Origin of the sequence: Pantoea sp. BAV 3049 (assembly GCF_009765445.1) — a bacterium.
GTDB lineage: Bacteria > Pseudomonadota > Gammaproteobacteria > Enterobacterales > Enterobacteriaceae > Erwinia.
This window is the reverse complement of the sequence record NZ_WHOY01000031.1, coordinates 4,795,780-4,810,900: the sequence shown is the minus strand read 5'-3', so window position 1 is coordinate 4,810,900 and position 15,121 is coordinate 4,795,780. Positions and strand designations below refer to the sequence as shown.

Annotated in this window: 14 protein-coding genes; 5 read left to right on the top strand and 9 right to left on the bottom strand. The window is 55.9% G+C overall.

Annotation, left to right across the window (positions count from 1 at the left end):
- Both GSQ70_RS23880 and GSQ70_RS23875 read left to right on the top strand, forming a co-directional pair.
- Complete coding sequence (locus tag GSQ70_RS23880; protein ID WP_158784839.1) at positions 1 to 2,355, top strand: GNAT family N-acetyltransferase; 2,355 nt, start codon at positions 1 to 3, stop codon at positions 2,353 to 2,355.
- 94 nt (positions 2,356 to 2,449) lie between these two features.
- On the top strand, positions 2,450 to 3,685 hold the full coding sequence (locus GSQ70_RS23875) for an MFS transporter (protein ID WP_158784838.1): 1,236 nt from the start codon (positions 2,450 to 2,452) through the stop codon (positions 3,683 to 3,685).
- Positions 3,686 to 3,783: 98 nt separating this feature from the next.
- Here GSQ70_RS23875 and lpxM read toward each other — a convergent pair whose 3' ends face one another.
- The 3 genes from lpxM to znuA form a co-directional block, all read right to left on the bottom strand.
- Positions 3,784 to 4,755, bottom strand: a complete 972-nt coding sequence (gene lpxM / locus GSQ70_RS23870) for a lauroyl-Kdo(2)-lipid IV(A) myristoyltransferase (protein WP_158784837.1) — start codon at positions 4,753 to 4,755, stop codon at positions 3,784 to 3,786.
- 129 nt (positions 4,756 to 4,884) lie between these two features.
- Positions 4,885 to 6,216 carry a murein DD-endopeptidase MepM gene (mepM, locus tag GSQ70_RS23865; RefSeq protein WP_158784836.1) on the bottom strand — a complete coding sequence of 444 codons (1,332 nt, stop codon included), beginning with the start codon at positions 6,214 to 6,216 and terminating at the stop codon, positions 4,885 to 4,887.
- Between the two features lie 13 nt (positions 6,217 to 6,229).
- The gene (gene znuA / locus GSQ70_RS23860) at positions 6,230 to 7,177 is read right to left on the bottom strand and encodes a zinc ABC transporter substrate-binding protein ZnuA (protein ID WP_158784835.1); all 948 of its coding nucleotides are present in this window, start codon (positions 7,175 to 7,177) and stop codon (positions 6,230 to 6,232) included.
- A 77-nt stretch (positions 7,178 to 7,254) separates the two neighbouring features.
- Between znuA and znuC the strand changes: the two genes are divergently transcribed.
- A complete protein-coding gene (gene znuC / locus GSQ70_RS23855) occupies positions 7,255 to 8,007 on the top strand; it encodes a zinc ABC transporter ATP-binding protein ZnuC (protein ID WP_158784834.1) in 753 nt (250 codons plus the stop codon).
- The gene (znuB, locus tag GSQ70_RS23850; RefSeq protein WP_158784833.1) at positions 8,004 to 8,789 is read left to right on the top strand and encodes a zinc ABC transporter permease subunit ZnuB; all 786 of its coding nucleotides are present in this window, start codon (positions 8,004 to 8,006) and stop codon (positions 8,787 to 8,789) included. Before znuC ends, znuB begins: the two co-directional genes overlap by 4 nt.
- 189 nt (positions 8,790 to 8,978) lie before the next feature.
- Here the strand turns inward: znuB and ruvB are convergent, their stop codons facing one another.
- The 6 genes from ruvB to aspS form a co-directional block, all read right to left on the bottom strand.
- On the bottom strand, positions 8,979 to 9,983 hold the full coding sequence (gene ruvB, locus GSQ70_RS23845; RefSeq protein WP_158784832.1) for a Holliday junction branch migration DNA helicase RuvB: 1,005 nt from the start codon (positions 9,981 to 9,983) through the stop codon (positions 8,979 to 8,981).
- An 8-nt stretch (positions 9,984 to 9,991) separates the two neighbouring features.
- Complete coding sequence (ruvA, locus tag GSQ70_RS23840; RefSeq protein WP_158784831.1) at positions 9,992 to 10,609, bottom strand: Holliday junction branch migration protein RuvA; 618 nt, start codon at positions 10,607 to 10,609, stop codon at positions 9,992 to 9,994.
- Between the two features lie 71 nt (positions 10,610 to 10,680).
- Positions 10,681 to 11,205 carry a crossover junction endodeoxyribonuclease RuvC gene (gene ruvC, locus GSQ70_RS23835; protein ID WP_158784830.1) on the bottom strand — a complete coding sequence of 175 codons (525 nt, stop codon included), beginning with the start codon at positions 11,203 to 11,205 and terminating at the stop codon, positions 10,681 to 10,683.
- Between the two features lie 37 nt (positions 11,206 to 11,242).
- Positions 11,243 to 11,986, bottom strand: coding sequence for a YebC/PmpR family DNA-binding transcriptional regulator (locus GSQ70_RS23830; RefSeq protein WP_158784829.1), 744 nt, complete (start codon positions 11,984 to 11,986; stop codon positions 11,243 to 11,245).
- Positions 11,987 to 12,008: 22 nt separating this feature from the next.
- On the bottom strand, positions 12,009 to 12,443 hold the full coding sequence (gene nudB / locus GSQ70_RS23825; protein WP_158784828.1) for a dihydroneopterin triphosphate diphosphatase: 435 nt from the start codon (positions 12,441 to 12,443) through the stop codon (positions 12,009 to 12,011).
- Positions 12,443 to 14,242 (bottom strand): aspartate--tRNA ligase, encoded by a 1,800-nt coding sequence (gene aspS / locus GSQ70_RS23820; RefSeq protein ID WP_158784827.1) that lies wholly within the window; start codon positions 14,240 to 14,242, stop codon positions 12,443 to 12,445. The genes nudB and aspS overlap by 1 nt, the downstream gene beginning before the upstream one ends.
- A gap of 284 nt (positions 14,243 to 14,526) precedes the next feature.
- Here aspS and GSQ70_RS23815 point away from each other — a divergent pair, with 284 nt between their 5' ends.
- Complete coding sequence (locus tag GSQ70_RS23815) at positions 14,527 to 15,090, top strand: hydrolase (protein ID WP_158784826.1); 564 nt, start codon at positions 14,527 to 14,529, stop codon at positions 15,088 to 15,090.
- Positions 15,091 to 15,121 lie beyond the last annotated feature (31 nt).

Here is a 15,121-nt window from a genome sequence, read left to right as displayed (position 1 = left end):
ATGTCACAGAATCCTTTATTCAGCACCTCCCGCCCGGCGGGTCAATTCACTCTCCGGCCGATGCAGGCCGAAGACGCCTCGCGGGTCCACAGCTGGGTGACTCGTGATTACGCCCGCTTCTGGGGAATGCAAAACGACAGCCTGGAGCAGGTAGCGAAGTTTTACCGGGAGCTGACAGCCAGCAATCCGCAGGCGGCGATGATCGGCTGCTGCGATGATAAACCGGTGTTCCTGATGGAGTTCTATCAGGCCAGCAAGGATGAGGTAGGCAAGTTCTACCCGGCACAGGAAGGCGATTACGGCATGCATATCCTGATTGCGCCCGCCAACAGCCCGGTACGCCAGTTCAGCTGGCAGGTATTCACCGTGGCGATGGATTATATGTTCAGCCAGCCCGCAGTAAAGCGCGTGGTGGTTGAGCCGGATGTGCGCAACAACAAGATCCACCCGCTGAACAAGCGTGCCGGTTTCCGCTACCAGCACACCATTGATATGGGCCACAAAATCGCGTGGCTGGCTTTCTGCCACCGCGATGATTACCAACACTCTCTACTGCAGGAAAAGCTGACTATGAATAGTGCCAACCCACTGCTGACCGGTAGCCATCTGTCAGGCGACAACTGGGCGCAAGCCAACCGGATGCTGATCCGCAAAGCGATTGCCGAATTTTCCCACGAGCTGATTATCACCCCAACAGAGCTGGCAGATGGCCGCTTCGCAGTGGCTGCACCGGTGGGTGAGGCAGATTACAAGTTTAAAGCCCGCCGTCTGGCGCTGGACCACTGGGAAATTGATGCGGATTCGCTGATTAAACAGGAAAATGGCCATTCGTTACCGCTGGACGCGCTGCAGTTTATCGTCGAGTTCAGCCAGCAGATCGGTATCCCACAGAACCTGCTGGCGACTTATATGGAGGAGATCACCAGCACCTTATGCAGCAGCGTGTTCAAGCTGCAAAAGAACAACCCGGACAGCGCCGCACTGGTGAAAGCAGATTTCCAGACCGTGGAAGCCTCAATGACCGAAGGCCATCCCTGTTTTGTCGCCAACAATGGCCGTATCGGTTTTGATGCGCGTGACTATCTGGCGTTTGCACCGGAAGCCGCAACGCCTGTTAATCTGGTATGGGTGGCCGTTCACCTGCGTAATGCGCACTTCTCCAGCCTCAGCAACCTGGACTATGAACAGCTGATGCGCGATGAGCTGGGCCAGCCGGTAGTAGACAGTTTCAACAACAAACTGGCGGAGCTGGGCGTCTCGCCGGATGACTACCTGTTTATGCCGGTTCACCCCTGGCAATGGCAGAACAAGCTGCTGACGGTGTTTGCGCCGGATATCGCCAACCGCGATATCGTCTGGCTGGGAACCGGTGACGATCAGTATCAGGCTCAGCAGTCGATCCGCACCTTCTTCAATCGCAGCCAGCCGGATAAACGCTACGTGAAAACCGCGCTCTCCGTACTGAATATGGGCTTTATGCGCGGTCTGTCGCCCTATTACATGGCGACCACTCCGGCCATAAATGAATGGCTTGAAGAGCTGGTTGCGAAGGATCCGTGGCTGCAACGCTGTGACTTCCGCATTCTGCGCGAAGTGGCGGCGGTCGGCTATCACAACCGCTATTACGAGAAAGCGATCACCGGCGACTCTGCCTACAAGAAAATGTTCGCAGCCCTGTGGCGTGACAACCCGGTTGCAAGCCTCCAGTCCGGCCAGCGTCTGATGACTATGGCTTCGTTCCTGCACGTGGATCAGCACCAGAAAGCCCTGCTGCCCGCGCTGATTGCCGAATCGGGTATTCCGGCGGAACAGTGGGTGCAACGCTATCTGACCTGCTACCTCAGCCCGCTGCTGCACTGCTTCTATCAGCACGACCTGGTGTTTATGCCGCACGGTGAGAACCTGATTCTGCTGCTGGAGAATAACGTGCCGGTCAGCGCGCACATGAAAGATATTGGCGAAGAGATTGCGGTGATGAACCCGGATGCGGTGCTGCCGGAGAAAGTGCAGCGTCTGGCTGTCGACGTGCCGGAAAACCTCAAGCTACTGTCTGTCTTTACCGATGTCTTCGACTGCATCTTCCGCTTTATCAGCGCGATCCTCGACGAGTCCGGCACGCTGCCGGAAGAGAAATTCTGGCAGGCCGTTGCCAACTGTGTGAAGGAGTACCAGCAGGCGCATCCGCAACTGGCCAGTAAATTTGCCCGCTACGATATGTTTACCGCTGAGTTCACCCGTTCCTGCCTTAACCGTCTGCAACTGGCTAATAATCAGCAGATGATCAACCTCTCTGACCCGGCAGAGAACCTCAAGTTTGCGGGCACGCTGGTTAACCCGATTGCGGCCTTTCGCTAAAAACTTCATTAAACCGGCATAAAACTGGTGTATGTTGGCGCGGTCGCTTCGGCGGCCGCGTCTTTTCATTTATTTCCTGCTGGAAGGAGCCAGAATGGCCTCATTTATTCCGGTGTCGAGCCTGACCCGCCGTCATCTGATTTTCCCTCTTTCACTGGTGCTTTTTGAGTTCGCCACCTACATCGCCCACGACATGATCCAGCCTGGCATGCTGCTGGTGACCAGCGAGTTCAAGGTCGGACCGGAATGGGTTTCCGCCTCGCTCACCGCCTATCTGATCGGCGGGATTGTGCTGCAATGGCTGCTGGGGCCGCTCTCGGACAAGCTGGGGCGTCGTCCGGTGATGCTGGCCGGGGTCGCCTTCTTTATGCTGACCTGCTTCGCCACCCATTGGGTGCAGAGCATTGAACAATTTATCCTGCTGCGGTTTCTTCAGGGGATAAGCCTGTGCTTTATTGGCGCGGTGGGCTATGCCGCCATTCAGGAAGCGTTTGATGAATCACTCAGCGTGAAGATTATGGCGCTGATGGCTAACGTTGCTTTGCTGGCCCCGCTGGCTGGCCCGCTGGCCGGTGCGGCTTTCCTGTCGGTAAGCGACTGGCGGACTATGTTCTGGCTGTTTGGAGCCGTGACTGCCGTGGCACTATTTGGGCTGTGGCAGACCATGCCTGAGACCTCCGGAGATCGTAGCACCTCGATTTCACTCAAATCGCTGGGCAAAGGCTATTTCAATCTGCTGAAAGATCGTCAGGTGATGGGCGGTTCGCTGGCAATTGGGCTGGTGACCATTCCCTGCCTGGCCTGGGTAGCGCTTTCGCCGGTGATCCTGATCCACGATGAAGGGCTGACCAGAATGGATTATGCCCTGCTGCAGCTGCCGGTGTTTGTCGCCATGATAGCCGGTAACCTTACGCTGGGCCGCATATCCGGGCGCATGCCGATTGAACAGCCGCTGAAGCTGGGCGCATGGCCGATCCTGATCGGGCTGGCGCTGGCTGCATTGTGCACCTCAATCAATCCGCACAGCTATCTCTGGCTGACCGCTGGCCTGAGTATCTATGGCTTCGGCACAGGGCTGGTGAACGCCGGTCTGTACCGCCTGACGCTGTTTTCCAGCACTGCCGGAAAAGGGAGCGTGGCGGCAATGTTGGGGATGGTCAGTATCGTGGTCTTTGCGCTGGGGATTGAACTGGCGAAAAGTGCTTACTTCAGCGGGGGCAATTTCTGGTTTTGTGCAACCAATCTGGTCTGCGGGCTGGCATGGTTCTGGCTGGTGCGCGCATTCCTGCGGGAGCGTAAGCGCCGGGCAGCGATTGTTGAAGTGGAATAAGTTCATGAGCTGAAAATGTCGCCGGGCTGAAACGAATTCCACCCCGGCGACAAATCTGTGCAGTCTGCAGCGGCCGAATTTATCCGGCCCACATCCGGTCACTTCTTACGGTAAAGATCCTTACGCTTATAAGGCTCAATATCGCCCTCTTTCCGCGTTTTCAGCAGCTTCAGGATCCAGGTGTACTGCTCCGGATTCGGCCGCACAAAAATCTCCACTTCTTCATTCATCCGGCGCGCCAGCGTATTGTCGTCCGCATCCAGTAAATCATCCATTGGCGGCCGCAGATGCACATCCAGACGGTGCGTTTTACTGTTATACACCGGGAACAGCGGCACAACTTTAGCGCGGCAAACTTTCATCAGCCTGCCAACCGCCGGGAGCGTCGCTTTGTAAGTGGCGAAGAAGTCCACAAACTCACTGTGCTCAGCACCGTGGTCCTGGTCTGGCAAATAGTAGCCCCAGTAGCCCTGACGCACCGAGCTGATAAACGGCTTGATACCGTCGTTCCTTGCATGCATACGCCCGCCAAAACGACGGCGAATAGCGTTCCAGATATAGTCCATCAGCGGGTTACGCTGGTTATGGAACATCGCGGCCATCTTCTGCCCTTCGGAGGCCAGCACCATTGCCGGGATATCCACGGCCCAACCGTGCGGCACCAGAAAAATCACGTTCTGGTTCTCAGCACGCAGGTTGTCGATGATCTCCTTATTGTGCCAGGTAATACGCGGGCGGGTATGCTCCGGGCGCATTGCCAGTTCGGCCATCATCACCATTGACTGTGGCGCAGTGGCGAACATCTCGTCGATGATTTTCTCACGCTCCGCCTCGGGTATCTCAGGCATACAGTAAAACAGGTTGATTTGCGCGCGACGACGCGCGCTTTTGGCAAACTTTCCGGCAAAGCGCCCCAGTGCGCCAAGCAGCGGATCGCGCACACCAGCAGGAACCCAGGCCAGCCCGGCACAGGCACCAATTGCCAGCCAGTTGCCCCAGTAGCGCGGCAGAAGAAAAGATTTCTGAAAGACGGGAATAAACTCGATGTTGCTTTTTTTGCTGTTTTCCATGCACTCGCCTCAAACAATAACCGGCTAATGATAGTGCTGGCGGGCAATTTTGCAATGCCTGCCTCATTTCCAGCAACAAGAAAAGCCGGCGGGAAATCCCGTCGGCTTGCAGAACAGTAGCACCGTGGCTTATTTAAAGCGCAGTTGCGGCATAACCTCACGAACCTGAGCAAGGTAGGCTGAACGATCTTTACCGGTCAACCCTTCCATCCGTGGCAGTTTCGCTGTCAGTGGATTGACGGCCTGGTTGTTGATCCAGATTTCAAAGTGCAGATGCGGCCCGGTAGAACGGCCGGTGCTACCGGAGAGGCCAATACGCTCGCCACGCTTCACTTTCTCGCCCGGCTTAACCAGCAATTTCTTCATGTGCATATAGCGCGTCATATACTGGCGGCCGTGGCGGATAGCAACATAGTTGCCAGCTGCGCCGCTGCGTTTGGCAACGATCACTTCACCATCACCAATAGCCAGCACTGGCGTGCCCAGTGGGATCGCAAAGTCGACACCTTTGTGCGGAGCAATACGGCCAGTCACCGGGTTAAGACGACGTGGATTAAAGTTCGAGGAGACCCGATACTGTCTGGTGGTTGGGAAGCGCATAAAGCCCTGCGCCAGACCAGCGCCTGTCCGGTCATAAAACTTGCCATCTTCAGCGCGGATAGCGTAGTAATCTTTGCCACCGGTTTGCAGACGGACCCCAGCCAGCTGACTCTGTTGACTCTTGCCTTCCAGCATTTCGCGGGACATCAGCACGGAGAATTTATCGCCGTTACGCAGTTTGCGAAAGTCCATCTGCCACTGCAGGGCTTTGATCACCGCGCTGATCTCTCCGCTGGTAAGGCCTGCCTGTTTAGCACTGCTGACAAAACTGCCGTTAACCGTGCCGGACAGTACGCTGTTACTCCACTCGCCTTTCAGAATTTCCGAGGACGGTTTGAAGGAATCGCCAGAGCGGTCATAAGTGCGAGTTTCACGGCGGGAGGCTTCCCATGTCAGACGTTGCAGCTGGCCGTCATCGGTCAGGGTCCAGGAGAGTTGCTGGCCCACCCGCAGATTACGCAGATCTTTATCCACCTTCACCAGCTGATTGATATCGCCCATATCGATGCCATACTGATTAAGCACGCTGCTTAAAGTATCGCCAGAAGAGACAACGTAATCGTGGGTCCCGGATTCGTTAGGAACGTCCTGATCTATCTCATCTTTTGGCACATCGTCTTCGGGGGCTGGCGTGTCCTGATCGAGCGGTTCACTGGCATCAGGCAGCAGGGTTCGCAGCTGATTTTTGTCCAGTTCAATGCTCTTTACAACGGGGTTTTCACCGGCATCGGAAGGATGATAGACAAACGGCCGCCAGACAGAGACGGCCAGTGTGACGACGGTGAGCGAACCCAACATAATGCGGTGGGTTCGCGGTAAGGTGTTAAACGCCATGGCGACAGCGCGGGCAATCTGCTGCACTTTTACAGTTCCTCTAGGCTCCTTTCAGGCAGCTCGCATACTGGTTCGACAGCTGTGAGAGGAATTTCACATAGCTGTCTTTACTCACAGTGATGTCGGTTCCCAGCGGATCCAGCGTTCCAGAACGCACTTTGGTTCCTCTGGCAACGGCATCGATGACGGCCGGCCTGAATTGTGGCTCAGCGAAGACGCAAACGGCCTTCTGCTCAACCAACTCTGTTCGAATTTGATGTAGACGCTGGGCACCAGGCTGGATTTCAGGGTTGACGGTAAAATGACCTGTTGGGGTCAAACCGAAATGTTTTTCAAAGTAAGTGTAAGCATCGTGAAAAACGAAATACCCTTTCCCCTTAACCGGTGCAAGCTGAGTCCCTATTTGCGTATCGGCGGTCGCCAATTCTGCCTCAAAATGTTGCAGGTTCGCGTCTAGTTTGTCTCTGCTTTGCGGCATAAGTTCCAATAATTTTGCATGGATTGCAACCGCAGATTGCCTTGCAATCTCAGGGGACATCCAGAGGTGCATATTATACTCACCATGGTGGTGGTGTTCAGCAGACGAGTCGTGATTCTGGTGGGTATCCTGATGGTCATGATCGTCATCCTCTTCACCGCGCACTAACAACGGTTTAACAGATGCCAGATCGGCCAGTTCAATAGATTTTTGCGGCGGAAGTTGGGCTACTGCTTTCGGCATAAAGGCTTCCATTTCAGGCCCAATCCACACCACGAGATCCGCGCCCTGCAAGCGTTTAATGTCCGATGGGCGCAGCGAATAATCATGCTCAGACGCCCCATCCGGCAGCAGCACTTCCACCGGGGTGACACCATCGGCAATCGCTGCGGCAATAAATCCCAGAGGCTTTACTGAAGCGACCACTGCAGCCTGCGCCGGGGCAGCAAGCGAAGCGGCAAAGCTCAGGGTAGAAAGAAGAGTTATAACGCGCTTGTTTTTCTGTAACATAATGATTCAGTCCATCGTGACAGGTCGATGGAGTGTGATATTATAACATTCGAAAACTTCTGCAACCTGTAATCACTATGTCATCATTGATCACTCTGGAAAAAATCTCGGTCAGCTTTGGTCAACGTTACGTGTTGTCCAATGTTTCTCTGACGCTGCAATCCGGCAAAATTCTTACGCTGCTGGGACCTAATGGTGCTGGTAAATCCACTCTGGTGCGCGTGGTGCTGGGGCTTATTCAACCCGATCAGGGGAAAATGGTCCGTCCCGATCATTTGCGCATCGGCTACGTACCGCAAAAAATTCATCTTGATGCCACCCTTCCGCTGACCGTTTCGCGCTTTATGCTGCTGCGCAACGGCGTGAAGCGTGCCGATATCCTGCCCGCGTTAAAAAGAGTGCAGGCGGCGCAGCTGCTGGAGTATCCACTGCAGAAACTGTCCGGCGGCGAGATGCAGCGCGTATTGCTGGCCCGCGCCCTGCTCAACCAGCCCCAGTTGCTGGTGCTGGATGAACCCACACAAGGAGTGGATGTGAATGGCCAGGTAGCGCTGTATGACCTGATTGACCAGTTACGTCATGAACTGAACTGCGGTGTGCTGATGGTTTCCCATGACCTCCACCTGGTGATGGCGAAAACCGACGAAGTTCTGTGTCTGAATCAGCACATCTGCTGTTCCGGCACGCCGGAAGTGGTGTCGAAACACCCGGAGTTTATTTCAATGTTTGGCTCACGTGGGGCCGAGCAGCTGGCAATCTATCGCCATCATCACAACCACCGTCACGATCTTCAGGGACGAATTGTTTTACGCAGAGGACAAGGGCAGTGATTGAATTGTTGTTACCCGGCTGGCTGGCCGGTTTTTTACTGGCGCTGGCTGCAGGCCCGCTGGGCTCGTTCGTGGTCTGGCGCCGGATGTCCTATTTTGGTGATACCCTGGCACATGCTTCCCTGCTCGGGGTGGCTTTTGGTCTGCTGCTGAATATCAGCCCTTTCTATGCCGTCATTGCCATCACCCTGCTGCTTTCTTTACTGCTGGTGTGGCTGGAGCGACGCCCGCACCTGGCGATTGATACCCTGCTGGGCATTCTGGCGCACAGCGCGCTGTCGCTGGGCCTGGTGGTGGTCAGCCTGATGTCCGGCGTACGGGTGGATTTAATGGCCTATCTGTTTGGCGATTTGCTGGCCGTAACCCCAACTGACCTCTACACCATTGCTGTCGGCGTGGTGATTGTGCTGGGCGTGCTGGCACTGAACTGGCGCTCACTGCTGTCGATGACCATCAGCCCGGAGCTGGCGCAGGTGGATGGGGTGAATATCCAGCGAACCAAGATGGTGCTGATGCTGGTGACGGCGCTGACGATTGGAGTGGCGATGAAGTTTGTCGGGGCGTTGATTATCACTTCACTGCTGATTATTCCTGCAGCCACCGCCCGCCGCTTTGCCCGTTCGCCTGAGCAGATGGCGGGTTATGCGGTGCTGGTGGGGATCCTGGCCGTGACCGCCGGTCTGACTTTCTCAGCCTTTTACGATACGCCAGCAGGACCGTCGGTGGTGTTGGGCGCTTCGCTGATGTTTATGCTAAGTATGGTAAAGAAGCCGGTGGTTTGAATTGGTGGACTTAGCCGGTTTAGTTGATTCAACGATCAAAACAGGTTATTGCGCGGGGGAACCTGGTCGCTCATAAAGACGCAAAAAGCGTCTTCCCTGACAGCTCGACTCGTGCCGTCCCTGGCACGAGACGCTTTATTCCCAACCAGCATCCCCCGCGCCTCAGGCAATTGAGTTGTCTCTACGATATTACTCTTCGCGCGTTATGCCGAAATGTCTGTAAGCGTGCTGGGTTGCCATCCGGCCACGCGGCGTGCGCTGAATAAAGCCCTGCTGGATCAGATACGGCTCCAGCACGTCTTCAATCGTTTCTCGCTCTTCGCCAATCGCCGCAGCCAGGTTATCCAGCCCTACCGGCCCGCCGGTGAACTTATCGATAATCGCCAGCAGCAGTTTGCGGTCCATATAGTCGAAGCCTTCGGTATCCACGCTGAGCATATCCAGCGCTCTTGAGGCCACTTCCCCACTCAGATCGCCACCGGCGCGCACTTCAGAGAAGTCTCTGACGCGGCGCAGCAGGCGGTTAGCAATGCGTGGCGTACCGCGTGAACGACGGGCGATTTCCAGCGCTCCTTCGTCACTCAGCGGCAAACCGAGACAGGCGGCGCTGCGGCCAACAATGTGCTGCAGATCTTCCACCTTATAAAACTCCAGGCGCTGAACGATGCCAAAACGGTCACGCAGCGGAGAAGTTAACGATCCGGCACGGGTTGTCGCCCCGATCAGCGTAAACGGCGGAAGATCCAGTTTGATCGAGCGGGCCGCCGGGCCTTCGCCAATCATAATATCCAGCTGATAATCTTCCATCGCCGGATACAGCACTTCTTCCACCACAGGGGAAAGCCGGTGGATCTCATCGATAAACAGCACGTCGTGCGGCTCAAGGTTAGTCAGCATGGCAGCCAGGTCGCCTGCTTTCTCCAGCACCGGGCCGGAGGTCGTGCGCAGGTTAACGCCCATCTCGTTGGCGACGATATTCGCCAGCGTGGTTTTACCCAGGCCTGGCGGTCCGAAAATCAGCAGGTGGTCCAGCGCGTCGCCACGCATTTTGGCCGCCTTGATAAAGATTTCCATCTGCTCGCGCACCACCGGCTGACCAACGTACTCGTCCAGCAGTTTGGGGCGAATGGCGCGGTCAATGACCTCTTCTTCTGATATCGTTCCCGGCGAGACCAGGCGATCGGCTTCAATCATGTTTTACCTCAAATGGCTGCGCGCAGGGCTTCACGGATCAGCGTTTCACAATCCGCCTCGGGACGCCCCACTTTGCTAATCATCCGGCTGGCTTCCTGAGGTTTATACCCCAGCGAGACCAGAGCGGCAACCGCTTCACTTTCCGCGTCGTTGGCCGCCGCAGCAGGCTGAACTTCACTCGTCAGGGCAAATGGTGCATCCGCAGCAAACAGATCGCCATGCATGCCTTTGAAGCGGTCTTTCATTTCCACTACAAGGCGTTCGGCGGTTTTCTTGCCCACGCCCGGTAGCTTGACCAGCGCGGCGATCTCTTCCCGCTCCACGGCCGTCACAAACTGCTGGGCGGACATGCCGGAAAGAATAGCCAGCGCAAGTTTTGGCCCAACGCCATTAACTTTGATCAGCTCGCGGAACAGCGCCCGCTCCTGCTTGCTGTTAAATCCAAACAGCAGCTGCGCATCTTCACGTACCACAAAGTGGGTGAACAGCACCGCTTCGTGATTCAGTTCAGGAAGCTCATAAAAGCAGGTCATCGGCATATGCACTTCGTAGCCCACACCGTTGGCTTCCAGCAGCACCAGCGGCGGCTGTTTCTCCAGAATATTGCCTCTAAGACGACCAATCACGTTAGCTTCCTTCAGAAAAGATTCAGTGCGGGGGTTATATCATAAAAAAAGCTGGATGAATATCCAGCTTATTAAGAACGCAGGCGGCCTCGCGCCAGATTCAGCGGCCCTTCGCCCATGCGGTTAACATTCTGGCTGACGTGGCAATGGGTGATAGCGATTGCCAGCGCATCCGCGGCATCCGCCTGAGGATTGGCAGAGAGCTTCAACAGGGTTCGCACCATGTGCTGGACCTGACTTTTTTCGGCGCTGCCGATCCCCACCACCGTCTGCTTAACCTGACGCGCAGCATATTCGAACACTGGCAGATCGTGGTTAACTGCTGCCACAATTGCCGAGCCGCGCGCCTGGCCCAGCTTGAGCGCCGAATCGGCATTCTTCGCCATAAAAACCTGCTCTATGGCGAAAAAGTCCGGCTGGAACTGGGTGATAATTTCACTGACGCCAGCGTAAATCAGCTTCAGCCGGGATGGCAAATCGGTGACGTTGGTGCGGATGCACCCGCTGCCGAGATAGGTCAGCTGACGCCCCACCTGGCGGATAACGCCGTAGCCGGTGATGCGTGAACCTGGATCGATACCAAGAATGATCGCCATCACGCCTCTCCGGCCAGCGGGAATTCGGACAACACCATTACAGGGTTGCCGCCACCTCGTCGGAAATCTCACCGTTATGGTAGACTTCCTGCACGTCATCACAATCTTCCAGCATATCGATCAGACGCAGCAGCTTGGGCGCTGTCTCTTCATCCATATCGGCTTTGGTTGACGGGATCATGGTCACTTCGGCTGACTCAACGGTCAGACCAGCAGCAGCCAGCGCATCTTTTACGTCGCCCAACGTTTCCCACGGCGTGAATACGTCAATCGCGCCGTCGTCATAGGTCACCACATCATCAGCACCCGCTTCCAGCGCCGCATCCATCACGGCGTCTTCTTCCAGGCCCGGCGCGAAAGAAACCACCCCTTTACGTGTGAACAGATAGGCTACTGAGCCATCGGTCCCCAGGTTGCCACCGGTTTTGGTGAAGGCATGACGCACTTCAGACACGGTACGGTTACGGTTATCACTCAGGCATTCCACCATTACTGCCGTGCCGCCAGGGCCGTAACCTTCATAAATGATGGTTTCCATGTTGCTGTCATCTTCACCGCCCACGCCACGTGCGATAGCACGATTCATAGTGTCTCGGGTCATGTTGTTGGACAGCGCTTTATCCATAGCCGCACGCAGACGAGGGTTCGAACCTGCATCGCCACCGCCCAGTTTGGCAGCGGTAACCAGCTCACGAATAATTTTAGTGAAGATCTTACCGCGTTTGGCATCCTGTGCCGCTTTGCGGTGCTTGGTGTTGGCCCATTTACTGTGACCTGCCATAAATTCATTTCTCCAGAAAAGACTAAATAACAAATTCTTCAATTGCCTGGCGATTACTCCAGGACCGGGTCAGCGCAGCGGCTTCGGTGGCAGGCAGCCACTGAAAGGCGAGATGTTCGCTCAGCACGATGTCCCGCTCCGCAGGCAGCGCCAGACTGAACCAGTGTTCACTGTTATGCGTCACATCCGGCGCATAACGATGGCGGAAGTGCGCAAAGATCTCGAATTGTATCTGACGCTGGCAGTCCACTAATGTGAGCTGCTCTGCGTTGATATCAATTGCCACCTCTTCGCGCACTTCCCGCCGGGCGGTCTCTGCCAGCGCTTCCCCCTTTTCCTGGCTGCCTGTGACCGACTGCCAGAAGGTGGGATCGTCACGCCGCTGCAGCATCAGCACCCGCCCGGTATTTTGGGCGAAAATCACCACCAGTACCGATACGGGGTGCTTGTAAACCATCAGTTGTTCTCTGAGTTTTCTTCAGAGGAGGACTTCTGATATTTCTTCATCACTTCGATGCCCAACTCCGCCAGCGAGGCCGGGTTAGCAAAGTTTGGCGCTTCGGTCATCAGACAGGCCGCCGCGGTGGTTTTCGGGAAGGCGATAACGTCACGGATATTATCGGTTCCGGTCAGCAGCATCACCAGACGATCCAGGCCAAAGGCCAGGCCCGCGTGCGGAGGCGTACCGAACTTCAGCGCATCCAGCAGGAAGCCAAACTTCTCACGCTGCTCCTGCTCGGTGATCCCCAGAATACCAAACACGGTCTGCTGCATCTGGCCATTGTGGATTCGGACGGAGCCGCCACCCACTTCATAGCCGTTGATCACCATATCGTAAGCGTTGGCGATAGCGGTTTCCGGTGCGTTTTTCAGCTCTTCCGGCGACATGTCGCGCGGTGCGGTGAACGGATGGTGCATGGCGGTCAGGCCGCCCTCGCCATCTTCTTCAAACATCGGGAAGTCCACCACCCACAGCGGCGCCCAGGCCTCTGCTTTGGTGATGTTCAGGTCGCGGCCTATCTTCAGGCGCAGCGCACCCAGCGCATCGGCCACCACTTTGGCGCTGTCAGCCCCGAAGAAAATGCTGTCGCCGTCGGTGGCACCAGTACGAGTCAGGATCGCTTCAACGATTTCCGCAGTCAGGAATTTAGCCACCGGGCTGGTGATCCCTTCCAGACCGTTTGCGCGTTCGTTGACTTTCATCCACGCCAGGCCTTTCGCGCCATAGATCTCAACAAACTTGCCGTACTCATCGATCTGCTTACGGCTGAGCTGAGCGCCACCCGGCACGCGCAGGGCAGCCACGCGGCCTTTGGCATCGTTAGCCGGACCGGAGAAGACGTTGAACTCCACGTCTTTCAGCAGATCGGCAACGTCCACCAGCTCCATTGGGTTACGCAGGTCTGGCTTGTCGGAACCGTAGCGACGCATCGCCTCGCCGAAGGTCATCAGCGGGAAATCACCCAGATCTACGCCCTTCACGTCCTGCCACAGTTCGCGCACCATTTTCTCCATCAGAACCCGCACCTGTGGCGCAGTCATAAAGGAGGTTTCCACGTCGATCTGGGTAAATTCAGGCTGACGATCGGCACGAAGATCTTCGTCACGGAAGCACTTAACGATCTGATAGTAACGGTCGAAGCCGGACATCATCAGCAGCTGTTTAAACAGCTGAGGAGACTGCGGCAGCGCATAGAACTTACCTTTGTGCACGCGGCTCGGCACCAGATAGTCACGCGCACCTTCCGGCGTGGCCTTGGTCAGCATCGGCGTTTCGATATCCAGGAAGCCATTGTCGTCCATAAAACGACGCACGAAGCTGGTGATTTTCGCACGACTCTTCAGGCGCTGGGCCATCTCCGGGCGACGCAGATCCAGGTAGCGATACTTCAGGCGGGCTTCTTCGCTGTTGGTCTGGTTGGAATCCAGCGGCAGCGGTTCAGCGCGGTTGATAATGGTCAGGTCAGTGGCGAACACTTCAATCTCGCCGGTGGCCATATCGCTGTTTTTATTTTTTTCGTCACGGGCACGCACGGTGCCGGTGAGCTGAATGCAAAATTCGTTACGCAGCTCGGAAGCCAGTTTGAATGCGTCCTGACGATCGGGGTCGAAAAACACCTGCACGATGCCTTCACGGTCACGCATATCAATGAAGATCAGGCTTCCCAGGTCGCGGCGGCGATTGACCCAACCGCACAGTGTCACTTGCTGGCCTACGTGAGACAGGTTGATCTGTCCGCAATACTCAGTACGCATAACGATATCCTTTAAACTTCGCCGCTTCGCCGCAGTATGTTTAATTTTCAGCCACCGAAGGCTATGCTGCCGCGAAAAAAGGCGGCCATTATAATGGAAAAAGCCCGGCGCGATAAGTGCCGCAACGCACTCTGTGCCATTGTTAACGGGCAATCGTCTCCACAATTCATCCGTTAATCACAAAAGCTAACAAATTTCACCCTTTTCGAACATTGTAGAGTTACGTATAAGAACTGATTGTCTGTAATCTCAATGATTTCCCCCTTTTTTTTACTGGAGAAACTATGTTGGAATTAAGAGCTGCATCCACAGCACTGGTACTGATTGACCTGCAGGAAGGCATCCTTCCTTTTGCCAAGGGACCTCACGCGGCATCCGATGTTGTGACTCGTGCAGCTAAACTGGCCGAAAAGTTTCGCGCCGTAAACGCCCCTGTCGTGCTGGTGCGCGTGGGCTGGGCGAAAGATTTCGGTGACGCACCGAAACAGCCAGTAGACGCAAGTCACGGCGGCGCGCTGCCGGACAACTGGTGGGTCTACCCGACCACGTTGGGCAGGCAGGACAGCGACATCGAAGTGACCAAGCACCAGTGGGGCGCGTTCTACGGTACCGATCTGGAGCTGCAGCTGCGTCGTCGTGGTATCGACACCATCGTGCTGGGCGGCATCTCTACCAACATCGGTGTGGAATCTACCGCACGTAATGCCTGGGAGCTGGGCTTTAACCTGGTGACTGTGGAAGACATCTGCAGCGCAGGCAGCACCGAAGAGCATGAAGGTAGCTTCAAAAATATCTTCCCACGTCTGGGCCGCGTGCGCTCCAGCGAAGAAGTTATCAGCGCGCTGTAATTTCTCTGCTGCGATCGAAGGGATTCGATCG